Source organism: Polaribacter vadi (assembly GCF_001761365.1).
In the GTDB taxonomy this organism is placed as follows: domain Bacteria; phylum Bacteroidota; class Bacteroidia; order Flavobacteriales; family Flavobacteriaceae; genus Polaribacter; species Polaribacter vadi.
The window spans coordinates 621,787-643,843 of record NZ_CP017477.1 but is presented as its reverse complement, the minus strand read 5'-3'; the positions used below and the strand labels follow the sequence as shown (position 1 = coordinate 643,843).

General features: G+C 30.4%; 24 protein-coding genes. 16 read left to right on the top strand and 8 right to left on the bottom strand.

The features are described from left to right. Positions 1-1,752: 1,752 nt before the first annotated feature. The gene (locus LPB03_RS02920; RefSeq protein ID WP_065317962.1) at positions 1,753-2,946 is read left to right on the top strand and encodes a multidrug effflux MFS transporter; all 1,194 of its coding nucleotides are present in this window, start codon (positions 1,753-1,755) and stop codon (positions 2,944-2,946) included. Positions 2,947-3,171: 225 nt separating this feature from the next. Here the strand turns inward: LPB03_RS02920 and LPB03_RS02915 are convergent, their stop codons facing one another. After that, positions 3,172-3,984, bottom strand: coding sequence for an RDD family protein (locus LPB03_RS02915; protein WP_065317963.1), 813 nt, complete (start codon positions 3,982-3,984; stop codon positions 3,172-3,174). Positions 3,985-4,006: 22 nt separating this feature from the next. Between LPB03_RS02915 and LPB03_RS02910 the strand changes: the two genes are divergently transcribed. The 6 genes from LPB03_RS02910 to LPB03_RS02885 all read left to right on the top strand — a co-directional run bounded on the left by LPB03_RS02910 (position 4,007) and on the right by LPB03_RS02885 (position 9,894). After that, positions 4,007-4,972 carry a stage II sporulation protein M gene (locus tag LPB03_RS02910; protein ID WP_065318096.1) on the top strand — a complete coding sequence of 322 codons (966 nt, stop codon included), beginning with the start codon at positions 4,007-4,009 and terminating at the stop codon, positions 4,970-4,972. Continuing rightward, positions 4,973-5,689: a DUF4129 domain-containing protein gene (locus LPB03_RS02905; protein WP_065317964.1), complete on the top strand. Its 717-nt coding sequence runs from the start codon at positions 4,973-4,975 to the stop codon at positions 5,687-5,689. Continuing rightward, on the top strand, positions 5,686-6,924 hold the full coding sequence (locus LPB03_RS02900) for a DUF4350 family protein (protein WP_065317965.1): 1,239 nt from the start codon (positions 5,686-5,688) through the stop codon (positions 6,922-6,924). The genes LPB03_RS02905 and LPB03_RS02900 overlap by 4 nt, the downstream gene beginning before the upstream one ends. Continuing rightward, entirely contained in the window at positions 6,908-7,924 is a 1,017-nt protein-coding gene (locus LPB03_RS02895; protein ID WP_065318097.1) for an AAA family ATPase, read from the top strand. Before LPB03_RS02900 ends, LPB03_RS02895 begins: the two co-directional genes overlap by 17 nt. Positions 7,925-8,099: 175 nt before the next feature. Then, positions 8,100-9,434: a DUF58 domain-containing protein gene (locus LPB03_RS02890; protein ID WP_065317966.1), complete on the top strand. Its 1,335-nt coding sequence runs from the start codon at positions 8,100-8,102 to the stop codon at positions 9,432-9,434. Positions 9,435-9,468: 34 nt separating this feature from the next. Continuing rightward, a complete protein-coding gene (locus tag LPB03_RS02885; protein WP_065317967.1) occupies positions 9,469-9,894 on the top strand; it encodes a DUF805 domain-containing protein in 426 nt (141 codons plus the stop codon). Positions 9,895-10,120: 226 nt separating this feature from the next. Here LPB03_RS02885 and LPB03_RS02880 read toward each other — a convergent pair whose 3' ends face one another. Next, positions 10,121-10,654, bottom strand: coding sequence for a DUF4251 domain-containing protein (locus LPB03_RS02880; protein WP_065317968.1), 534 nt, complete (start codon positions 10,652-10,654; stop codon positions 10,121-10,123). Positions 10,655-10,772: 118 nt separating this feature from the next. Here LPB03_RS02880 and LPB03_RS02875 point away from each other — a divergent pair, with 118 nt between their 5' ends. Together LPB03_RS02875 and LPB03_RS02870 are read left to right on the top strand one after the other, a co-directional pair. Continuing rightward, complete coding sequence (locus tag LPB03_RS02875; protein ID WP_065317969.1) at positions 10,773-11,480, top strand: pseudouridine synthase; 708 nt, start codon at positions 10,773-10,775, stop codon at positions 11,478-11,480. 46 nt (positions 11,481-11,526) lie between these two features. Continuing rightward, positions 11,527-11,931 carry a hypothetical protein gene (locus LPB03_RS02870; protein WP_065317970.1) on the top strand — a complete coding sequence of 135 codons (405 nt, stop codon included), beginning with the start codon at positions 11,527-11,529 and terminating at the stop codon, positions 11,929-11,931. A gap of 12 nt (positions 11,932-11,943) precedes the next feature. Here the strand turns inward: LPB03_RS02870 and LPB03_RS02865 are convergent, their stop codons facing one another. The 3 genes from LPB03_RS02865 to LPB03_RS02855 are packed head-to-tail and all read right to left on the bottom strand — an operon-like array spanning position 11,944 to position 15,155. Continuing rightward, a complete protein-coding gene (locus LPB03_RS02865) occupies positions 11,944-12,129 on the bottom strand; it encodes a CPXCG motif-containing cysteine-rich protein (RefSeq protein ID WP_065317971.1) in 186 nt (61 codons plus the stop codon). Continuing rightward, positions 12,129-13,136 (bottom strand): NADP-dependent oxidoreductase, encoded by a 1,008-nt coding sequence (locus tag LPB03_RS02860; protein WP_065317972.1) that lies wholly within the window; start codon positions 13,134-13,136, stop codon positions 12,129-12,131. The genes LPB03_RS02865 and LPB03_RS02860 overlap by 1 nt, the downstream gene beginning before the upstream one ends. A 30-nt stretch (positions 13,137-13,166) precedes the next feature. Further along, a complete protein-coding gene (locus tag LPB03_RS02855) occupies positions 13,167-15,155 on the bottom strand; it encodes an alpha-ketoacid dehydrogenase subunit alpha/beta (RefSeq protein ID WP_065317973.1) in 1,989 nt (662 codons plus the stop codon). A 241-nt stretch (positions 15,156-15,396) separates the two neighbouring features. Here LPB03_RS02855 and LPB03_RS02850 point away from each other — a divergent pair, with 241 nt between their 5' ends. Continuing rightward, entirely contained in the window at positions 15,397-15,999 is a 603-nt protein-coding gene (locus LPB03_RS02850; RefSeq protein ID WP_065317974.1) for a hypothetical protein, read from the top strand. A 12-nt stretch (positions 16,000-16,011) separates the two neighbouring features. Next, positions 16,012-16,518 carry a YlmC/YmxH family sporulation protein gene (locus LPB03_RS02845; RefSeq protein ID WP_065317975.1) on the top strand — a complete coding sequence of 169 codons (507 nt, stop codon included), beginning with the start codon at positions 16,012-16,014 and terminating at the stop codon, positions 16,516-16,518. 135 nt (positions 16,519-16,653) lie between these two features. Here LPB03_RS02845 and LPB03_RS02840 read toward each other — a convergent pair whose 3' ends face one another. Together LPB03_RS02840 and LPB03_RS02835 are read right to left on the bottom strand one after the other, a co-directional pair. Then, positions 16,654-17,133 carry an Lrp/AsnC family transcriptional regulator gene (locus tag LPB03_RS02840; protein ID WP_065317976.1) on the bottom strand — a complete coding sequence of 160 codons (480 nt, stop codon included), beginning with the start codon at positions 17,131-17,133 and terminating at the stop codon, positions 16,654-16,656. A 76-nt stretch (positions 17,134-17,209) separates the two neighbouring features. Then, a complete protein-coding gene (locus LPB03_RS02835; protein WP_083186950.1) occupies positions 17,210-18,268 on the bottom strand; it encodes a M14 family zinc carboxypeptidase in 1,059 nt (352 codons plus the stop codon). A 355-nt stretch (positions 18,269-18,623) separates the two neighbouring features. On the opposite strand from LPB03_RS02835, the gene LPB03_RS02830 reads away from it, so the two are divergent. The 4 genes from LPB03_RS02830 to LPB03_RS02815 all read left to right on the top strand — a co-directional run bounded on the left by LPB03_RS02830 (position 18,624) and on the right by LPB03_RS02815 (position 20,755). Beyond that, positions 18,624-18,974, top strand: a complete 351-nt coding sequence (locus tag LPB03_RS02830; RefSeq protein WP_065317978.1) for a helix-turn-helix domain-containing protein — start codon at positions 18,624-18,626, stop codon at positions 18,972-18,974. A gap of 293 nt (positions 18,975-19,267) precedes the next feature. Continuing rightward, the gene (locus tag LPB03_RS02825) at positions 19,268-20,047 is read left to right on the top strand and encodes a HipA family kinase (protein ID WP_065317979.1); all 780 of its coding nucleotides are present in this window, start codon (positions 19,268-19,270) and stop codon (positions 20,045-20,047) included. Then, complete coding sequence (locus LPB03_RS02820) at positions 20,037-20,420, top strand: DUF3037 domain-containing protein (RefSeq protein WP_065317980.1); 384 nt, start codon at positions 20,037-20,039, stop codon at positions 20,418-20,420. The genes LPB03_RS02825 and LPB03_RS02820 overlap by 11 nt, the downstream gene beginning before the upstream one ends. 26 nt (positions 20,421-20,446) lie before the next feature. Further along, on the top strand, positions 20,447-20,755 hold the full coding sequence (locus LPB03_RS02815) for a hypothetical protein (protein WP_065317981.1): 309 nt from the start codon (positions 20,447-20,449) through the stop codon (positions 20,753-20,755). 338 nt (positions 20,756-21,093) lie between these two features. Here the strand turns inward: LPB03_RS02815 and LPB03_RS02810 are convergent, their stop codons facing one another. Further along, a complete protein-coding gene (locus LPB03_RS02810; RefSeq protein WP_065317982.1) occupies positions 21,094-21,369 on the bottom strand; it encodes a winged helix-turn-helix transcriptional regulator in 276 nt (91 codons plus the stop codon). A 156-nt stretch (positions 21,370-21,525) separates the two neighbouring features. Here LPB03_RS02810 and LPB03_RS02805 point away from each other — a divergent pair, with 156 nt between their 5' ends. Beyond that, positions 21,526-22,038 carry a VOC family protein gene (locus LPB03_RS02805; protein ID WP_065317983.1) on the top strand — a complete coding sequence of 171 codons (513 nt, stop codon included), beginning with the start codon at positions 21,526-21,528 and terminating at the stop codon, positions 22,036-22,038. Positions 22,039-22,057: the final 19 nt, after the last annotated feature.

The window sequence follows — 22,057 nt, the reverse complement described above, 5'->3', positions numbered from 1 at the left end:
TGGTTCTTTTCATCTATGGAAAAGAACAAAGAATAATAAAAGAGTCTAACTTAAAATAGTGGAATAGATTGTAGAATTCAAGACTACCAAAACCAAAAGACATTTTGGTCGTAGGTAACTCGCATAGCGAAAAATAAGTCTAGATTTTAGGCGAAGCCTATGCTGAACTTGTTTCAGTATCTATCAATCCTGAGCGCAGTCGAAGGGTCATTAATGGAAAAAAACAAAGAATGCAATATAAAAAGAATACCCTAGTCATTGCGAACGTAACGCAGTGAGAGTGAAGCAACCCCACACAACAGTAAGAACAGAAGATTAAATACGCAAGAGTAAGAACAAAAAGAATAAAGCCTTACAGCCAAGAGATTGCCACGGCTAAAAAAAGCCTCGCAATGACGAGTACTTAAGTGGTTTTGTTATTAAAGATAACGCTAGTCATTGCGAGGAGGTACGACTCGGCAACCCCACACAACACTAAGAACACAACAGTAAAGACGACTCTAGTCATTACAAGAAAGTACGACGTGAAATCCAAATCTCAAACCGATATACTTTTAATTTTCGTAGAAATTCAAAAGATATGAAACGGCTAAGTGTCCAAAGCTTGTCCTCAACTTGATTGGGGAACTCAATAAAAAATCTGGACACGATAGTGGAATATGATGTAGAATTCAAGAAAATTAAAATAAGTCTAGATTTTTGGTTCTTTTCATCAATGGAAAAGAACAAAGAATAATAAAAGAGTCTAACTTAAAATAGAGTAGTGGCTCTAAAAAAAAACTCTATGTTTTCTATGTCTCTATTGTGGTAAACAAAAAAATTAAAATAAGTCTAGATTTTAGGCGAAGCCTATGCTGAACTCGTTTCAGTATTTACCAATCCTGAGCGTAGTCGAAGGGTCATCAATGGAAAAAAGAAAAGAATTATAAAATAAACAGATCATTGCGAGGAGGATACGACGTAAAAATCTCTTGATTAGAACACGAATTAAAAAAACAACTAATTTTAAACACAAAACGCCAAATATTATGTAAAATAGAAACCCCTAAAAAATACCCTAAAAAACCAACAAAATTAAACCAAAAAATGAAGAACAATACCACACCAATAGCAACGCCATAGCAGCGTCATAGCAACGTCATAGTAAGTGCACCTAAAATATCACCAAATTTAAAAGTAAAATAGCATCAAAAAAACAGCAATTTAGAGCCATAAAAATGCTTATTAAATAAACTTTAAATTTAAAGAAAACCTTCCAAATATGTTCAGACAATAAAAAACTTAAAAAGAAGGAATAAAATATCAAATAACACCATTCATAAATACAATATCAAACAATAAAAAAAAGAAAGGATTTTACAATGCAGCAAAAAATAAAATATGTTTAAATAATAAACTTCCAAAATATAAAGAAGTAAAAAACCAAATAATCCAACAGACTTTATAAAAACAATAGCACATATAAAATGTAATTGATAAAAATACATAGGTAAGTTAAAATAGAATATTATAAATAAACAACAACTAAAGCTATTAAAACACATAAAATAACAGTAAGATCGCAAAACTTACAATAAATACATAATTATATATTTGTACTATAATTTATATTATGTAAAATAGCATATTTTTAAACCCCTGCTACTTTCTAAGTTTCAGTATATTTCATTATGTATAAAAAAAAGATCAGATACGTTTAAAACGACGCTCCACATATTATATATTTAAAGTGATTTAAAGTACTTTTGCCGAATGCAAATAAAACAAAAAACTCAAACCGAGTTTATCCTTATCATGGCATGTTTAATGTCTTTGGTCGCGCTTTCTATAGATGCTTTATTACCCGCTTTAAATATCATTGGTATTGCAGTTGGCACTTCTAGTAACAGCGATAGTCAGTTATTAATTACCATGATCTTTTTAGGTTTAGGATTAGGACAATTGGTGGCTGGGCCACTTTCCGATAGTTTTGGTAGAAAACCCATGGTGTATGTTGGTTTTTCAATATTTGTGTTGGCAAGTATTGTTTGTGTGTATTCCACAAGCTTAGAAATGATGATTTTTGGGAGAATACTCCAAGGTATTGGGCTTTCTGCTCCAAGAACCCTAAGTATTGCTATGGTGCGTGATTCTTATAGTGGCGATTATATGGCTAGAATTATGTCTTTTGTGGTTTCTATTTTTATAATCGTTCCTGTAATTGCCCCAACCATTGGTAAAATTATGTTAGATAATTTTGGGTGGCAATCCATTTTTATAAGTCAGTTAGTATTTGGTGCCTTCGTTATCTTTTGGTTTTATAAAAGACAACCTGAAACGCTCAAAGAAATCCATCGAAAAAAGTTTCGCTTGTCTATTTTTAAAACGGGAACTTTAGAGTTTTTAAAATACAAAGATGCTGTTATATACACGCTTTTAAGTGGTTTTATCACAGGATCTTTTATGGTGTTTTTAGGAACATCGCAACAAATATTTCAAGAGCAATATGGGTTGGTAGAAGAATTCCCTTATATATTTGGAGCCATGGCAATCTCTGTTGGTTTTTCTACTTTTATAAACGGAACTGTGGTAATGAAATTCGGCATGAAAAAACTCGTGTTTTTCTTTCTTTCTATGTTTACAATTGTTTCGCTGTTTTATGTGGTTGTTTTTTACGGGAAAGTAAATCCGCCTATAGAAATCTTAATCATTTCTTTTGCGTTGCAGTTTTTTGCCATCGGGTTTTTATTTGGTAATTTACGATCATTAGCCATGCAACCCATTGGTCATATTGCTGGGATTGGTTCTGCAATTAACGGATTTGTGTCTACTATTATGGCTGTTCCTATTGCAGGATATATTGGTAAATATGTGGTGGTTACAGCCTATCCTCTATTTGTAGGGTTCTTAATTTCTGGTTGTATTTCTATTGTTTTGCTATTTTCATTCCGAAAGAAGATCAGTTAAACTAGTTGACCACATAAGGATATAGAAAACATAGATTTCAAGAGTGTGTCATTCTGAATTTATTTCAGAATCTATCTGGCATAAATCAATACTTATTCTTAAGACCCTGAAATAAATTCAGGGTGACAAGTAGTGATTATTGACCACATAGGAATATAGAAAACATGGGCTATCATTATAATTCGTGAATTCGTGGCAAACACTCAGGGTGACAAAGAAGTAATTTTACATATTTTGTGTATAATAATTATAATCCTTCAACACAATATCGATAAAATCTTTATCACTTTTGTGAACGGATTTAATATCAGTAACTTCTATAATTTTAGAACGTAATTTAATTAGCGTTTTATAATCGTTTAACTTGCTAGCCGTTTTAAAAGTTTCTTTGATAATACGTGCATCGTTATCAGAAAGTTTAATCACGTTTGGATAGGTTGGTTTGTAAGTATCGTTGATATTCTCTAAGATGGTTTGTGAAAACTGCACATCATCTTTTAAATAAATAACAATAGTATCAGCAATAATATCTCCAAAACGTTGATTTTTCTCTGTAAATAAGATCAATAGAAAACCGACTAATTTACCACACATAAATAGCAACATCAACAAGGTATATTGGTCTGACAAGCCCAAGGAAGCCACATACACAAAGAGCAACATAAATAAATTAAAATCTACGATTCTTAAAAACCAACGAATAATATAATCTGTGATGGACGGTTTAAAACCATCCTCATTAATCACTTTAATTTTTAGAAGTTTTTTACCCAATGTTTGGCCGTCCATTAAAATTTCGGAATACAAAGAGTAAAATGTTACCGGTAAAAAAAACAAGACATCTAAAGCTCTTATCGTCCAAGTATCGCCATTAATGGCAGGATCAAACAAACTAAAGTCAAAAAGTTGAATTCCAAAATAAATATAGGCGAACTTAATCACATTATCTACAGTAAAAGCTAAAAGCCTTTGAAATACATTGGCAACTGTAAATTTTATATTTACATTTTGTGCTGTTTTTATTTGGAGTGTTTTCATGCAATGTTTAAATTCGCTCTTAATGAGAGAGGTCGCTTTTATAAAGCAAAATAAAGAAAAATGGCTTGAATTTGAACAATTAATTTCAAATAAAGAGAAAAAAAGTCCAGATGACATAGCCAACCTGCATATAAAAATCATGAACGATTTGGTATATGCACAAACCTATTACCCAAAAAGTAAGGTGACGCTTTTTCTGAATAAGCTTGCCAAGACTAGTTTCGATAAGGTGTACGACTCTAAAAGAACCGATAAAAATGTTTTTTTACAGTTCTTTTTTGAGAAGGTTCCACTACGTTGTTATACCTACAGAAAATATATCTACATTTCTTTTATTTTCTTCTTTATCTGTTTTTTTGTGGGATTATTGTCCACTTTTAATGATGAATCTTTTGCAAGACAGATTTTAAGTGATGGCTATGTAGACCAAACTTTAGAAAATATAGAAAGTGGAGATGCCATGGCTATTTATAAAGGTGGCAGCAATTGGGGTACTTTTATTGGTATTTACGATAACAACCAAAGAGTGGGCTTAAATATGTTTTTATCAGGGTTGTTGGTAGGTATTGGCACTGCCTATTATATTGTGGTAAACGCAATTATGGTGGCTGTATTTCAAGCGTTTTTTTATCAACAAAACACCTTATTTGATAGTTTAAAAGGAATTTGGATTCATGGAACCTATGAGATTTTTGGAATCATTATAGAAGCTGCAGCAGGCTATATTATTGGCGCAAGTATTTTATTTCCTGGCACTTTAAAACGTTTCGAGTCTTTTAAAATAGGGATTAGAGATGCGTTTTATATTTTTATTAGTACCATTCCGTTTACAATTATGGCCGCATTTTTAGAAGGTTATGTAACACGTTATTCCAATATAATGCCTACTATTTTTTGCTTTGCCATTATTCTGTTTAGCTTGGTTTCTATCAGTTATTATTATTTGGTGTTACCTTTTAAGGTTGCTAGAAAACACGGTTTACGATAGATGAAAAATAGACTAGCTTCCCTCCTTTTCCTGCTTACTTTTGTTGTGAATGCACAAGAAACCACTAATATTGATGAACTCATTGTGAGCAAAAGCGATACGATTGTTTATCAAAAAGACACGAAAATTAGCGAAGCAAGAACTTTATCACCCAATCTCGCAGAGAAATATAATGATAAGGATTTTATCTATAAAGAGAAAGCTCCAGTTAAGAAAAAGAAAAATGTAAATACTGGTTCAGGTTTCTTAAGTGGATTTGCTTTTTTTATGACGACTATTTTCCCCTTTCTTTTAGGTGGATTTATCATTTTTATGATTGTAAAAGTGATGTTAGGATCAGACATTCTTTTTTGGAAAAACACAAAATCAGCTACAAAAATATCAGAAAAATTAATTTATGAAGATGAAGACATTCACGAAGTTGATTTAGCATCTTTATTAAAACAAGCTATTGAAAGTCAGAATTTTAGATTGGCAATTCGTTATTATTATTTGACATCTTTAAAAGGATTATCGAACAAAAAAATTATTGAGTACCATAAAGATAAAACGAATTCAGAATACCTTTTTGAGATTGAAAACCCAGCAATGAGAACACAATTTTCCTATCTTTCTTATGTATATTCTTATGTTTGGTATGGAGAATTTCCTGTGGATGAAACCAATTTTAAAGCAGCGCAAAACAAGTATCAATCTTTTATAAATTCGATGTCTTGAAAGCGCTTTTAAACATATCAAAACCTAGTATTTTACTGCTAATTGTTTTAGTACTCGCAAGTTGTACAAAAACCAATTGGACAGAGAATTATCGTGAGAAAGAAAAAAGTCCTTTTGGCACGTATATTATTCATAATGAAGCAAATGAGCTTTTTAAAAACCAGGAAATCGTAACCCTTAAAGAAAACTTTTACGATTATCTTTACTTTAATTATGAGGTTACAGGAGCCGATTTTGGCAGTTATATTTGTATTAAAAACTCAGCATCTAAACTCACTGAAGATGGTGTAACTGATTTGTTATCTTTTGTGTATGATGGAAATTCAGCCTTCTTATCTTTAAATTATTTTAGTGATTCTTTATTAGAACAGTTGGAAATTACCACTAATAATTTGGACAAAGATGTATATTTAGTAGAAGATTTAAAAGCTTTGAAAGGCGAGTTTTATTTAGAGAACAACACCTTTGAGAAAGATACTTTTAATTTCGATAGAAACATCAGAAAACATTATTTTGTAACGTATAATGAAGATAAAACCATTGTTTTAGGTTCTGCCAAAATAGATGGAGAAAAAGTGCCCAATTTTATGAAAATTTATCATGGAAAAGGTGCTATTTATGTGCATTCCAATCCTGTGGTTTTTACCAATTACTTTATGTTAAGTGGAAAAGAAAAATACGCAGAAAATGTACTTTCTTATGTGCCTTCGGCTACTGTTTTTTGGGATCCACAAATTAAAAGAAGTGAATATTCCAATGAAAGTGATGAAGACAATACTTCTGTCTTTAAATTCTTTTTACAGCATAAAACACTTACTTGGTTTTTATTCGTTTCTTTAGCAGGTGTGTTGTTGTTTATGCTGTTTAATGCCAGAAGAAAGCAACGTGCAATTCCGATTATTCATCCTTTAGAAAATACCACTGTTGCCTTTACACAAACCATTTCTAGCTTGTATTTAAAAGAACAAGATCATAAGAATTTGGTCACTAAAAAAATAGGTTTTTTCTTGGAGAAAGTCAGAACTAAATACTTGTTAAACACGACCAATTTAAACAAGGAATTTATCCATAATTTGGCAGCAAAATCTGGCAATAACTTACAGAATACAAAATATTTAATCAATACAATTATCACTTTACATAAAAGATCAGAATGCACTCAAGAAGAGTTACTTGTCTTGCATAAAATGATTGATAATTTCTTTAAAAAACAAGATGATGGAAACACCAAATGAGGAATTGAATGCTCCTATAAATTCTGAGAATTTAGAGTTTGAAAATAGAATAGATTTAGCTGAATTACAAGAAAGTGTTTTCAGTATAAAAAAGCAGTTACAGAAAGTAATTGTTGGGCAAAAAGACATGATGGATTTGCTTTTAGTGGCATTGTTGGCAGATGGCCATGTGTTAATTGAAGGCGTTCCTGGAGTGGCAAAAACCATCACTGCAAAACTACTTTCTAAAACGATTGATGTTGGTTTTAGTAGAATTCAGTTTACGCCAGATTTAATGCCTTCAGATATTTTAGGAACCTCTGTTTTTAATGTCAAAACCTCGGAATTTGAGTTTAAAAAAGGACCTATTTTCTCGAACATGATTCTGATTGATGAAATTAACAGAGCTCCTGCAAAAACACAAGCTGCTTTGTTTGAAGTGATGGAAGAAAAGCAAATTACGATGGATGGAACTACCTATAAAATGGAGGAGCCTTTTGTGGTTTTAGCCACGCAAAACCCCATAGAACAAGAAGGAACGTATAGATTGCCAGAAGCGCAATTAGATCGTTTTTTGTTCAAGGTAATTATCGAATATCCGAATGCAGATGAAGAATTGGAAATTATTATGCGTGAGCAAGCTTTGGAAAATACCACAAAAGTTAGCAAAATTGTGTCCATTATTAAAGGAGCAAAAATTGTCGAGTACAGAGCTTTGGTCAATCAAATAAAAATCGAAGAAAACTTACTGAAATATATTGCCAATATTGTAGTAAATACACGTTCTAATTCATTTTTGTATTTAGGCGCTTCTCCAAGAGCAAGTATTGCTATTTTAAACGCATCAAAGGCTTTTGCAGCCATTGAAGGTAGAGATTTTGTAACACCAGAAGATATAAAAAGAGCCACTATTCCTGTTTTACAACACAGAGTTATTGTAACTCCAGAAAGAGAAATGGAAGGTTTGACTAGTACACAAATTATTGAGCAGATTATTGAGGCTGTTGAAATTCCTAGGTAGGTTCAGTATTCAGTAGGCAGTTGGCAGTTTTCAGTTAGCGAGTTTGCTTTTAGTGTTTCAATAGATAAATAAATTTTGAATATTTTAATATAATAATTCGTTTCACATAAAAACAATTACACAATTAAACACTTAAACAATTACACATTTAAACAAATAACCAAATCAACAATTTTTGAAAAAAACTAACATCACTTTATTCTTAAACAATCGCTTTTTCTATTGCTTAGCTGCAATTGCAATCTTATTTGTTGTGGGCTTCTTTGCTCCTATCTTTTTTGAGATTTCTAAAGTGTTGCTTTTTATGTTGATAGGTTTGACTATTGTTGATGTTTTCTTGTTATATCGAACTAAAAAAGGAATTAAACTTGAGCGTAATTTACCTGAACGACTCTCAAATGGCGATGAGAATAAAATTTCTTTAGCGCTTAAAAACGACTATCCTTTTGAGGCTCATTTATCTTTAATTGAAGAGCTGCCTTATCAATTTCAAAAAAGAGATTTTACCTTTTATCAACAATTAAAAAAGCACGAAGAAAAAAACATTCATTATAATTTAACGCCTAAAGAAAGAGGTGTTTACGAATTTGGGAATATAAATGTATATGCAAATTCAGCTTTAAAATTAGCCACTAAAAAATATGTTTTAGGGGAAGAAACTTCCTTAAAATGCTATCCGTCGTTTTTAAAATTAAGAGAGTTTGATATTAAAGCTTTTAACAATGCAACCACTTCTTATGGCACTAAAAAAGTAAGAAGAATTGGACATTCTTTAGAGTTTGAACAAATTAAAGAATATGTTTCTGGAGATGATATTAGAACCTTAAACTGGAAAGCGACTGCGAAAAGAAACCATTTTATGGTGAATCAATATGTAGAAGAAAAATCGCAATCTGTGTACGCAATTATTGATAAAGGAAGAGCAATGCAAATGACTTTTAACGGATTGAGTTTGTTAGATTATGCTGTGAATGCAACTTTGGCCATTAGCAATGTAATTTTAAGAAAGCAAGACAAGGCTGGCATGTTATCTTTCTCCACAAAACTAGAAGATTGGGTAGTTGCTGAACGAAGAAGCTCACAAATGAGTTTAATTTCTGAAGCGTTACACAATATAAAAACCAATTTTGCTGAACCTGATTTTAGTACTTTATATTCGGTTGTTAAAAGAAAAATAACCCATAGAAGTTTATTAATATTATTTACAAATTTCGAAACTATTGATGGTTTAAACAGACAACTACCCTATTTACGAGCGTTGGCAAAAAATCATTTATTATTAGTCGTGTTTTTTAAAAACACAGAATTGGATGCCATGATCGATTCTAAATCAGAAACAATTCAGCAAGTATATGACAGCATTATTGCCGAAAAATTCTTGTACGAAAAAAAGAGAATCGTCAACGAATTAAAAAAATATGGAATTCAGTCTGTTTTAACAAAACCAGAAGATTTAACTGGAAATAGCATCAACAAATATTTAGAATTAAAATCGAGAGGATTATTTTAAAAAATCGGTATTTTCGAAAAAAAACAAATTAACTATGAATTGGTATTTAAAAGTATTAAAAAATTACACGAATTTTACTGGTAGAGCAAGAAGAAAAGAATATTGGATGTTTTTACTTTTCCATTACCTAATTATCATCTTCTTAGTAATGCAACTTGTTTTTTCATCAGAGAACTTCTCAGATTCTAGTGAAATGAATGTTCTAAGTATCATTCTTAGTACTCTTTTAATCTTGTATTTTTTAGGCACCATATTGCCTTTTTTAGCAGTAACAGCTAGAAGATTACATGATACTGATAAAAGCGCTTGGTGGTATTTAATATGTATCATTCCCTATATTGGTCGATTTATTATTTTGATTTTTACGTGCATGGATAGTTATGGAGGAACCAATAAATGGGGTCCAAATCCTAAAAAAGAGGGAAGTGACGTTTTGATCAATCAAATAGGTAAAGAATAAATAGCAAGTACAAGTCATACTATTTATTATCTATCTATCTATCTATCTATCTATCTATACATAATAATTAGCCACGAATGCACGAATTTTTGTGTAATGATTATTAATAATTTTACTAATTTTAAAAACCTTCGGTATTATCTGTGAAATTATTCTTTGTATTTTTTGAATGATATTATTCGTGTCTTAAAAATAAAGTATAATTATTTTTCTGTAATAATCATTTTTATTCTTTCAGAGGGATTTCCCATTTACCATTATAGGTAATTGTGCTTCTATGACTGCTATTTACAGTAAATCGACTTGTTTTATTTGCAAATAAGGTTAATGAAATTCGTAAACTTTCAGTTTTTGTATTCAGTAAATATTCAAATTCATAGGTGTTCTTTTTTGGGTTAAAAGAACTTTCAACTTTTTCGGGGATTCCTTCAAATTGCAAACCGCTTTCAGTTCCATATCCACCACCAAAACGTCTTTCGCCATAAAAAGGCATGTCTAAGAAAATACTATCATTTTTTATGGTGAAATTGTTTTGAATATTTACCAAACTTATGCTGGCTAAATTGCTTCCTGGAGGTAATAAGTTTTCAATTCCTCTGGTATTCATCAAAGCTGTTGGATTTGCAGAATCAGAAATAATTGTAAAATTCTTTGACGTAGCTGTTTCTTTTAAATTTTCAATTTCTGCCAAGGTTGCAGAACTTTTACAACTAAGAAAAGAGATGCATAAAATTGATAAAAATAAAACTCTAAATTTCATAACGATAAATTACTGATTATAAACAAACTAAAATTACATAAAAAGAATTTAAATTTTGATAAATAAATCATAATCTTTTATATGCAAATAGTAGTACTTTTATCACTTTTAATAGAATATGAGTTTAGAAATTATTTTTGAAGATGAATACATTATTTGTGTAAATAAACCAAATAATGTTTTAGTTCATCATGCTTTTTTGTCAAGAAATGTTGGGGATGAAGATTCACTTTTACAATTAATTGAAAAAGAATTCGGCATTAAAGTGTATCCTGTTCATAGGTTGGATAGAAAAACTTCTGGGTTAATTTTATTAGCAAAAGAAAAAGAATATGTTTCTAAATTTCAAGAATTATTTACAACAAAGCAAATTCAAAAAACCTATTTTGGCGTAGTTCGTGGTTTTTCTCCTGAAACAAAAACAATTGATTCTCCTGTAAAAGGACGAGATGCCAATGTGCATAAAGAAGCCTTAACCTATTTAAGAACATTAGCGAATATTACATTAGATATTCCTGTAAAACCCTATGATTCTTCACGTTATAGTTTGGTGGAGTTTTTACCACAAACAGGTAGAATGCATCAATTAAGAGTCCATTCCAATAAAATTAGTCATCCTTTAATTGGCGATGCAAAATATGGTGATAAGAATCATGATACGATGTTTGCTGAAAACTTTGGTTGGAAAAATTTATTCTTACACGCAGGTAAATTAGAATTTATTCATCCTTTTTCATCAGAAAAAAAGATTTTAAAAGGTACTTTTCCAAAAGATTGGATAGAGATGTTTGAGGAATTTAACTGGAATTGGAAAGAACTAACTTAAAACCTACTTTATTAAAGATTTTTGATCAATCTTAATTATAATCAGCATGCTAAAAAATATTTACACTTATTTCATCATTTTATTTATCACTTTAAGCTGTTCAACAAATAATGCCGAAATTGAAACAATAAATATAATCGATGTAAAAACGGAACTAATCCATTTTAATTTTACACCAGCAACTGCTAATACTCCTGAAAATTTAAGTTATTCTATTAAATTTATCAACCCAAATGTTACACCAATTTTGGGCTTTTATAGAATTACTATTAAATCAACTATTAATAACGAAACAATAGAATCTTCATTATTATCTACTAGCTCATCAGAATGTTACACTATAGACAGCGATTCAAGTTGTACATTCAGTTTTAATAAAAATGGAGATCCAAATTTAGGGAATGTCGATAATATTGAGTTTGTTTCAGCCACATATACTATAGATTTGTAAAATTAAATCTAATTATTGTTCTATAGATTGAGATTCAAAACCTATTAATTCGCCATTTTCAAATCTTGGTGATATTTCTATAGGATTGCAGCAAACTTCACAGTCTTCAATATAAGTTTGCTGCCTTATACTGCTATCTAAAATCATGGATATATCTTCCCAACAATAAGGACATTGAAAAAAATGTTCTTGCTCCACTATTCCTCTATAACTTTTAAAACTAATTTTCCATTTTTATCACCAGAAAATAATCGGTTATACGTTTCATGAAAGTTTTCAATGCCCACATAAATATCTTCTCTCGATTTTAGTTTTCCTTCTTGCATCCAAGTTCCCATTTGTTTTGCAGCAACTCCAAAATCTTTGGTATAATCCATTACAACCATTCCTTGCATGGTAGATCTTGTAACTAAAAGTGATAAATAATTACTTGGTCCATTAACTTTAGCTTTGTTGTTATATTGAGAAATGGCTCCACAAATTACGACTCTAGCATGCATTCTTAATTTACTCAAAGCTGCATCTAAGATTTTTCCACCAACATTATCAAAATAAATATCAATTCCTTGTGGGCATTTTGCTTTTAAAGCCGAATAAATATTTTCAGATTTATAATCAATGGCCTCATCAAAACCTAATTCGTTTATCAAATAATCACATTTCTCTTTTCCACCAGCAATACCAATCACTGTACATCCTTTAATTTTTGCGATTTGTCCTACAATACTCCCAACTGCACCTGCAGCTCCAGAAACTAAAACGATATCACCTTCTTTTGCTTTTGCAACTTCTAAAATTCCAAAATAGGCTGTCATTCCAGGCATTCCCAAAGTACCAATATAGGTTGGCATTGGCGCTAAACGCGTATCTACTTTGTACCAGCCATCACCATTTGTAATGGCGTATTGTTGCACTCCACCCCAACTTGTAACCACATCTCCGATTTCAAATTTTGGATTGCCATTATTTTGAATCACTTTTCCAATAGAACCAGCTCTCATCACATCATCTATTTGAACTGGAGGAATGTAAGATTTGGAATCGTTCATCCAACCACGCATTGCAGGATCTAAAGAAATATAATGATGCTCCACTAAGATTTCTCCTTCTTCTAATTCAGGAATTGGGTTTGTTTCTAATTGCCAAGTAGTTGCATCTGGAGTTCCTACTGGTCGTTTTTTAAATATAATTTGTTTGTTATTCATTTGTATTTTTTATTTCGACGTTAAATTTAATCAATAATTATATAAATCTAAAATAGCTTTTGTTAATTTTGATTTCCCTAAATATTGTTGTTCTAAATCCGATTGAAAAGGAATTGGTGTTTCTAAACTCGCCACTCTTTTTACAGGCGCATCTAAATATTCAAAACAATTTTCTGTAATTAATGCTGATAAGTCACTAGCAATTCCACCAAACATAGAATCCTCTTGCACAATTAATATTTTTCCTGTTTTTTTAGCAGATGCAAAAATAGTTTCTAAATCCAAAGGTTGTAACGTTCTTAAATCAATTACATCAACAGCAATTTCTGATAGATTTTCCAAGGCCTCTAAAACCCAATGAACGGCTGCTCCATAACTTATGATTGTCAGGTCTTTTCCTTCCTTTAATACAGCTGCTTTTCCTATTTCTGTCGTAAAATAACCTTCAGAAACTTCCTGATAAACAGATCTATACAGGCCTTTATGTTCAAAAAATAAGACAGGATTTGGATCTTCAATAGCACTTGCCAACAAGCCTTTTGCATCTTGAGGAAATGCAGGATATACCACCTTTAAACCTGGTGTTTTTGTAAACCAAGCTTCATTGGTTTGACTATGAAAAGGTCCAGCACCAACTCCTGCTCCACAAGGCATTCTCACAACAACATTGGCATTTTCGCTCCATCTATAATGAGATTTTGCTAATAAGTTTACAATCGGATTAAAACCAGAAGAAACAAAATCGGCAAACTGCATTTCTACCACAGCTTTCATTCCATTTATGGACAAACCATAACCAGCAGCAACAATGGCAGATTCACAAATGGGAGTATTTCTAACACGTTCTTTGCCAAACTTCTCTACAAAACCATCAGTAATTTTAAAAACACCTCCATATTCAGCAACATCTTGTCCCATAATTACCAAATCATCGAACTTATCCATAGAAAGGTGTAATCCATCAGCAATAGCATCTACAAAACGAATATGTTTTTTGGTTAATGAAGGCTTTGTTTCTTGATATTTAAAAGGTTTATAAACGTCCTTTAGTTCCGTTTCTAAATTGGGAATTATTTTTTCCTCATCAAAAGCCCTTTGTAAATGTTCATTTATTTCTGCAATGATTTCTTTTTTATATTGCTGTTCAATTTCTTCAGATAAAATAGCCTTCTCTTTTAAATAGTGTTCAAAATTTTCTAAAGGATCTTTTTCAGCCCATTCTTTCATCAAATCTTCAGGAACATATTTAGATCCACTGGCTTCTTCATGGCCACGCATTCTAAAAGTTTTGAATTCTAATAAAATGGGTCTTGGATTTTCTCGAACACTTTTTGCTAATTCATCAACTTTGGTGTACACTTCTAGAATATTATTACCATCTATCATATGGCTCTCCATTCCATAACCTATTCCTTTATCAGCAATATTTGTACAGTTAAATTGCTCTGAAGTTGGTGTAGACAAACCATACCCATTATTTTCTACACAAAATAACACAGGTAAATTCCAAACAGCAGCTACATTTAAAGCTTCATGAAAATCACCTTCGCTTGTGCCTCCTTCACCAGTAAAAACAGCGCAAACTTTGTTATTTTTCTTTAATTTGTTGGCTAAAGCAATTCCGTCTGCGATTCCTAATTGTGGTCCTAAATGAGAAATCATTCCAATAATATGATATTCTTGTGTTCCAAAATGGAAACTACGATCTCTCCCTTTTGTAAAACCGTTCATTTTTCCTTGCCATTGAGAAAATAATCTATATAAAGGAATTTCTCTTGTGGTAAAAACCCCTAAATTTCTATGCATTGGTAAAATGTATTCGTCTTTTTGAAGAGCAGTTGTAACTCCTACAGCAATAGCTTCTTGTCCAATTCCAGAAAACCATTTAGATATTTTTCCCTGACGCAAAAGAATCAACATTTTTTCTTCTATCAATCTCGATTTTAGCATCGATTTGTATAAAAATAAAGCCTGTTTATTTGAAGTTGACGATTTATGATAAACAATATTTGATGTCATAGAAAGGATATTTTGAACCTAAACAAATTTAAATAAACTAAAAGAATCAGCATCATAAAAAAAAAGCTCATTTCTTTATATGTCCTTAAAATATATCAATTTTGCATAAAAAAAACTTTAACTATTTATAATCAGAAGTTTATAGTGTAAATACCTTTGTTTTTTTTAATAGCGTTAATCATTACATCAAATAAACACATGCTTTTTATTAGTTTTGAACTTTAACCTTAAAACAAATATTATGGCAGAAATTAAAATCGAGAAGAAAAAGACAATTTGGCCTTGGATAATTCTAGGGATCTTATTGCTACTTGCAGTATTCTATTTTACATCAAAAGAAACAGCAGTTATAGAGGAAAATGAACCTGTAGAAGAAGTGTATCAAGAACCCATTGAAGAAGTTGAAAATGAGGAATATGTAGTAGCATCTGAAGCTGCATTGATTGAATATTCCGATTATATTGGCAATACAGGAAAAATGGGAATTGACCATGAATATAGTAATGGCGCTTTAATGTACCTTATAAATGCAGTTGAAGCAAAAGCAAATGAGTTAAATATAGATATTGAAGCTGATATAGAAGAAGCTCGTAAAAATGCAGAAATAATTACAGATGACCCTGAATCTTTAAATCATGCCAATTTAATTAAAGATTCTGGAATGATTATTTCTCGTGCTTTAACAACTATTCAAAAAAGTGAGTATCCTAATTTAACAACGGAAGCTTCTGATGTTGAAATGGCAGTTTCAAAAATTAAAAAGGATGAACAAACATTGAATCAAAAAGATGATGTAAATAGATTTTTTAAATCTGCTGAAACATTATTAGAAAAAATGAACTAAAAAAATAACATTATGAATACGAATAAAGAAAACAAAACCTTATTTTATTTAGAAGAATTAGGTGATTATAAAGTTGCGGATGATCAAAAAGACGTTCGTGGTTGGAAAGTGAAAGATATCGATAATAGAGTTATAGGTGAAGTAAATAGCCTTTTGGTAAATAAAAATACTGAACGAGTTGTCTATTTAGATGTAGAACTAGATGAAGCTATTTTAAATGTAAATCATGAACCTTTTAGTGCAAAAGCAAAAGATGGCATTCACGAATTTGTAAACGAAGATGGTGAAAATCACGTGATAATTCCAATTGGTTTGGCAAATTTAGATTTGGATAATAAAGTTGTTTCGACAACAAGTATCAATAGCGATACGTTTTCTAAAACAAAAAGATTTAAAAAGGATTCGCCAATTTACAGAGATTATGAAACTCTTATATTAAGGACGTACACAAGACCTGAAGATGTTGTAAATTATCCTGAAGATGATTTATTTTACGAACAAAATGAGTTTAACTCTTAGTAGTACTAAAATCAGAAACCCGAAAAGCAATTTGTTTTTCGGGTTTTTATTTCAACTAAAATAGTATGTATTAAAAAAATCCCTATCAAAATAAATTGATAAGGATTTTTCGTTTATTGATTGGTTGACTTTGGTTTAAAGATCTGCAAAAATTGCGTGCATCATTCTCTTCTTATCATTAATCGTTTCTTCTAATGCAATCATAGTTTCTGTTCTGTTAACACCAGGTACATCATCTATTGCATAAATAATATCTTTGGCATCATTGGTTCCTTTTGCTCTAACTTTACAGAATATATTATATTTTCCTGCAGTTACATACGCAACAGTTACGTTTGGTATTTTTCTTAAATTTTCAATAACATTTTGTGTCATCGATGTTTTTTCTAAGTATATACCTACATGAGCTATAAACGAATACCCCATTTTTTCGTAGTTTAATGTTAATGTAGAACCTTGTATAATTCCTTCATCTTCCATCTTTTTTACACGAACATGAATAGTTCCAGCAGAAACCAATAATTGTTTAGCAATGTCTGTAAATGGTGTTCTTGCATTTTCTATTAAGATATCTAAAATCTGATGATCTATTTCGTCTAGAATGAATTTTTTCATAATTTATGTATTATTCAATTTATAATACAAATTTATGAATTTAATTTAATTAAACAAGCATAAAACTAACAAATACTTAATAAATATTCGCTTCGAAAACGATTTCGTTATGTCCAATTTCGTTTTGTAGGGTGTTTTCGGCTATTTTCTCTAATTTTGAAACTAATTTATTTTCAATAACTTCATCTTTATATTGATACGCTTCATCCTTTTTACCTTTAGAAAAACGATGAATTACATCATAGAAAATTTTATCGTTGTTAGGAATGTTAAAATAATCCTCATAATCTATAAAAGAATCTGCAGTAGCAATATGATAAATTCCTTGTATAATGGAATAAAAAGTAAATTCTCTAGATTTTTCTCGTTGATAATCCTCTGGATAATGACCAGATTCTATTAAAATTGTATTGTAGCCCAATTTTTGAAAATTATCGCCAGTAGCTGTTGGGTAAAATTCATCTGTATACCTACCAACAAAATGTGGAATTATATTTTGCAACATTTTATTCATAGCAACAATCACATTCATGGTTTGCTTTCTACCCTCTGTAATGGCTCTCGTTTCTTCTTCTGAAGGTGCTAAAAAAGAGATTGTTGCAGGGTTTTTAGTGCCTTCTACTCCAAAAATAGTTCTTTGATCGTGTAAATTGAAACAAAATTGAGGATTGAATTCCTCTAAAATTCCTCTTAATAACTTGCTTTCTTTCGCAACTCTATCAACAGCATCTCTATTCAAATCGATATTATTTCCATTTACTCTGGTATAGACTTGTGCTCCATCAGGATTTAACATCGGAATAAAAACAAGTGTACATTCTTTTAAAATAGTTTCTAGTTCTACAGATGTTGTATTGGAGAAACAATTAAATAAATCGAATAACGCTCTTGTTGCTGTACTTTCGTTTCCATGCATCTGGCTCCAAAGTAAAATTCGTTTTTTACCCGAACCAATTTTTAAGGTATAAATAGGTCTTTCTTGTTCCGAAAAACCAAGTTGTTTAATCTCAAAAACAGCTTGATGTTTTTGGAACAAATTTTCAATATTTTTAAAAGTAATCCACTTCCCAAAAAGGGAACTTTCTTTTTGTTCTTCGAAAATATTCTTTAAAAAAGTAGTCGATAAAATATGCACTTGTTTGATTGTTTAGAATTACAAATTTACACTTTTGAACACAAGTAAACAACCTTATGGTTACAATTGTAAACCATAAAAAATACAGAATTGTAAATTTTTAAAAGGCTATTTTAAGTTACTTTTGTAAACTTTTAACTTTTAAATATTTGAAATTTTTAAATTCAAAAAGAATAACTTTCTATGTTGATGCAATGTAGTTTTGTTTTTATTTAAAGAGCATTAATTCAAGTATTTACATAACTCACCTAAACAATAAATTTAATATAAAAAACAACAGTAAAATAGTTTTAAAACATATCCTTTTGTGGCTTATTAATTTTGATTTACATTTGTAATACAATTAAAATTTACAATGATAAACAGCTTAGAATTTACAACTCGAATAAAAAAAGTGATGGATCATCATGAATTAACAGCATCTTTATTTGCGGATAAAATTGGTGTTCAACGTTCAAGTATTTCTCATATTTTGTCTGGTAGAAACAAACCAAGTCTCGATTTTATTTTGAAAATAACAACCGAATTTGAGGATGTAGATTTACAATGGTTGATTAATGGAATCGGTTTTTTTCCTAAAAATTCAGCTCAAAAAGAGGATGCTCCTACTCCATCTTTATTTGCAACAAATGCTAATGATGGAAAAAAAATTCAACGAATTGTCGTTTTTTATAATGATGGTACTTTTGATGAATATTTGAAGTAAGATTGAAGATTGAAGTTGGGAGATTGAAGTTGGAAGTTGGAAGTTGGAAGAGTAACAAATGTCAGTTCGAGTGATTTTTCTTTTTCGAAAAATTGTATCGAGAACTCGTTTAAATTTCAAAGCCAAAGGTCAAAATTCAAAATGATATTCTATAATAACAAAATGTCAGTTCGAGCGCAGTCGAGAACTTGTTCATAATTACAAATTGAGTTCTCGACTGCGCTCGAACAGACAGTAAAATATTTTATTAAAATTAAAAATTCAACTAAATTTAAAATCATATTTTAGTAACAATGAAAAAAATTGATATTAGAACCGTAAATGTTACGCAATATTTACAACCTTTAAGAGAAGGTGGTTCTTTGCCAGCAATCGTAAAAGCAGATGATGGCTTTTTATATGTACTAAAATTTAGAGGTGCAGGTCAAGGGAAAAAAGCCTTAATTTCCGAATTTATTGGTGGTGAATTGGCAAGAGCCATGGGTTTAAAAGTGCCTGAATTGGTTTTTATGAATTTAGATGACTCCTTCAGCAAAACAGAACCAGATGAAGAAATTCAAGATTTGCTAAAATTTAGTGTAGGTTTAAATTTGGGTTTGCATTATTTATCGAGCGCAATTACGTACGATCCTTTGGTTTCTAAAGTAGATGCATTCACAGCTTCTAAAGTAGTTATTTTAGATAGTTTAATCAGCAATATAGACAGAACAGCCAAAAACACCAACCTTTTAAATTGGAAAGATGAATTGTGGGTGATTGACAATGGTGCAAGTTTCTACTTTCATCACAATTGGCAAACTTGGGAAAATCATTTAACAAGAACTTTTCCGTTGATAAAAGATCATGTTTTATTAGCAAAAGCAACTGTTTTAGAGGAAGCTTCATCAGCAGTTAAAAAATTAATCACTAAAGATGTTATTGCTGAAATAATTAGTAAAATTCCAGAAGATTGGTTAATAAATGAAGGTGATTTTTTGAATCCAACAGAAATAAGAGCAGCCTACAATACTTTTTTAAATGCAAAATTGGCAATGATTGATGAACTTGTAAAAGAAGCCGAAAATGCAAGATAAAGTCACCTTTGAATACGCTGTTATTAGATTGGTTCCAAAAGTTGAGCGTGAAGAATTCTTTAATATTGGCGTTATTTTATTCTCAAAGAGAAAGAAATATTTGGACATCAAATTTCACATCAATCCTGAAAAATTAAAAGTGATGGCTCCAGAATTAGCATTGGACTCTTTAAATGAATATTTAAACGCTTGGAAAATCATCTGTGATGGAAAAAAATCCGCAGGAAAAATTGGCGAATTAGAAATTTCTGACAGATTTAGATGGTTGGCAGCTTGTAGAAGCACCATTATTCAGAGTTCTAAAACACATTCTGGTTTGTGTGAAAATCCTGAAAAAGAATTGGAAGCAATTTTTGAGGAGTTTGTGTTGTAAGATTTTAAAATAAAAAATATCTAATTATGGATCCTTGGGGCTCTTTAACAATGTTGATTAAAAAACAAGAAGTTGCTAAGAACAGAAAAGCTGCTTTAAAATATGAACTTCAAAAAAGAAGAGAAGTTTTATTAAAAGGAGGTGCACGAAAAGAAATGGAATTCCCTGAAATTTCTAAAGCTGATATGACAATTTTAAAGGAAGAAATTAGAAGAAAACACAAAGCTGATCAAACCAAAAATATAATAATTTATATATTATTTTTTATACTCGTTTTATTTCTAGTATATTATATTTTTATTAATACAAAATGGGAAGTCATAACTGGCATTTAGAATTCCAGCTTTTTCTCCATCGTTTTGTCTTTTCGACCTTTCGACTTCGCTCAAGATAAACTTTAGGAAAAATTACATATACTTGCTCAACTTTACGTTTTCTACTTTATGAGATTTCTCCTAAAAAGTCGAAATGACACGATTGTGGTTTGAAGTTTGAAGTTTTTTAAAAGAGACAATGATAACATACAGTTTTGCCTTTTCGACCTTTCGACTTCGCTCAAGATAAACTTTAGGAGAAATCACATATAGTTGCTCAGCTTCACGTTTTCTACTTTATGGGATTTCTCCTAAAAAGTCGAAATGACACAATTGTGGTTTACTCTTTATTTAAATAATCAATCTTGAGCATCCTTAAAACCCCAAGTATCTAAACTTCTCAAAATATTTTCTAGTGATTTTCCTCTTTTACTTAAAGAATACTCCACTTTTGGAGGTACAACAGGAAAAATTTCTCTTATAACAAGTCCATCTTTTTCTAGTTCTCTAATGCTTTGCGTAAACATTTTATTTGAAATTCCAGCAATTTTCTTTTGTAAAACTCCTGAACGCAAAGAACCTTCTAAAAGATGAAATAAAATTAACGGTTTCCATTTTGTCCCTATTAAATTCATGGTATAATGCAAAGGACAGTTCATGTTTTTATTCAATATTATAAATTATTATGTTGATAATCATTAATTTACTCTTTTAGGTAACTATACTACTTTTGGGTAAGTTATTGTTTAGTAGGTAAATATAGTTTAATTTTGACATCTAAATTATCAATTATGAAAGAAAAGCAAGAGTATCCTAAATCATTTTCACATATAGGAATTACAGTTCCCAACATCAAAGAAGCCGTAAAATTCTATTCAGAAGTGATGGGTTGGTATATTATTATGGAACCTTCTACTGTTAAAAAAGAAACAGAAACTGCCATTGGACAAATGTGTATTGACGTTTTTGGAGAAGATTGGACTGAATTTGAAATTGCACATTTGGCAACTTCAGATGGCATTGGAGTCGAATTATTTTCATTTCCAAATGGAATCAAAGAAGCTCCAGCATTCAATCCTTTTAATACAGGTCTTTTTCATTTTTGTATTCAAGATCCAAATATCGAAGAATTGATTGAAAAAATTGTTGCTTATGGTGGAAAACAAAGAATGCCTATTAGAGAATATTATCCAAAAGATAAACCTTTTAAAATGTGTTATGTAGAAGATCCTTTTGGAATTGTTTTTGAAATTTACACCCATAGTTATGAGTTAACGTATTCTTCAGGAGCGTATTCAAAATAAAAAAGTTTTATTGAATTAA

Excerpts from the sequence above, each read along its gene's own strand:
- LPB03_RS02920 (WP_065317962.1), top strand. The coding sequence starts at position 1,753 with ATGCAAATAAAACAAAAAACTCAAACCGAGTTTATCCTTATCATGGCA.
- LPB03_RS02915 (WP_065317963.1), bottom strand. The coding sequence starts at position 3,984 with ATGAAAACACTCCAAATAAAAACAGCACAAAATGTAAATATAAAATTT.
- LPB03_RS02910 (WP_065318096.1), top strand. The coding sequence starts at position 4,007 with ATGAGAGAGGTCGCTTTTATAAAGCAAAATAAAGAAAAATGGCTTGAA.
- LPB03_RS02905 (WP_065317964.1), top strand. The coding sequence starts at position 4,973 with ATGAAAAATAGACTAGCTTCCCTCCTTTTCCTGCTTACTTTTGTTGTG.
- LPB03_RS02895 (WP_065318097.1), top strand. The coding sequence starts at position 6,908 with ATGGAAACACCAAATGAGGAATTGAATGCTCCTATAAATTCTGAGAAT.
- LPB03_RS02885 (WP_065317967.1), top strand. The coding sequence starts at position 9,469 with ATGAATTGGTATTTAAAAGTATTAAAAAATTACACGAATTTTACTGGT.
- LPB03_RS02880 (WP_065317968.1), bottom strand. The coding sequence starts at position 10,654 with ATGAAATTTAGAGTTTTATTTTTATCAATTTTATGCATCTCTTTTCTT.
- LPB03_RS02875 (WP_065317969.1), top strand. The coding sequence starts at position 10,773 with ATGAGTTTAGAAATTATTTTTGAAGATGAATACATTATTTGTGTAAAT.
- LPB03_RS02870 (WP_065317970.1), top strand. The coding sequence starts at position 11,527 with ATGCTAAAAAATATTTACACTTATTTCATCATTTTATTTATCACTTTA.
- LPB03_RS02860 (WP_065317972.1), bottom strand. The coding sequence starts at position 13,136 with ATGAATAACAAACAAATTATATTTAAAAAACGACCAGTAGGAACTCCA.
- LPB03_RS02855 (WP_065317973.1), bottom strand. The coding sequence starts at position 15,155 with ATGACATCAAATATTGTTTATCATAAATCGTCAACTTCAAATAAACAG.
- LPB03_RS02850 (WP_065317974.1), top strand. The coding sequence starts at position 15,397 with ATGGCAGAAATTAAAATCGAGAAGAAAAAGACAATTTGGCCTTGGATA.
- LPB03_RS02845 (WP_065317975.1), top strand. The coding sequence starts at position 16,012 with ATGAATACGAATAAAGAAAACAAAACCTTATTTTATTTAGAAGAATTA.
- LPB03_RS02840 (WP_065317976.1), bottom strand. The coding sequence starts at position 17,133 with ATGAAAAAATTCATTCTAGACGAAATAGATCATCAGATTTTAGATATC.
- LPB03_RS02830 (WP_065317978.1), top strand. The coding sequence starts at position 18,624 with ATGATAAACAGCTTAGAATTTACAACTCGAATAAAAAAAGTGATGGAT.
- LPB03_RS02825 (WP_065317979.1), top strand. The coding sequence starts at position 19,268 with ATGAAAAAAATTGATATTAGAACCGTAAATGTTACGCAATATTTACAA.
- LPB03_RS02820 (WP_065317980.1), top strand. The coding sequence starts at position 20,037 with ATGCAAGATAAAGTCACCTTTGAATACGCTGTTATTAGATTGGTTCCA.
- LPB03_RS02815 (WP_065317981.1), top strand. The coding sequence starts at position 20,447 with ATGGATCCTTGGGGCTCTTTAACAATGTTGATTAAAAAACAAGAAGTT.
- LPB03_RS02810 (WP_065317982.1), bottom strand. The coding sequence starts at position 21,369 with ATGAATTTAATAGGGACAAAATGGAAACCGTTAATTTTATTTCATCTT.
- LPB03_RS02805 (WP_065317983.1), top strand. The coding sequence starts at position 21,526 with ATGAAAGAAAAGCAAGAGTATCCTAAATCATTTTCACATATAGGAATT.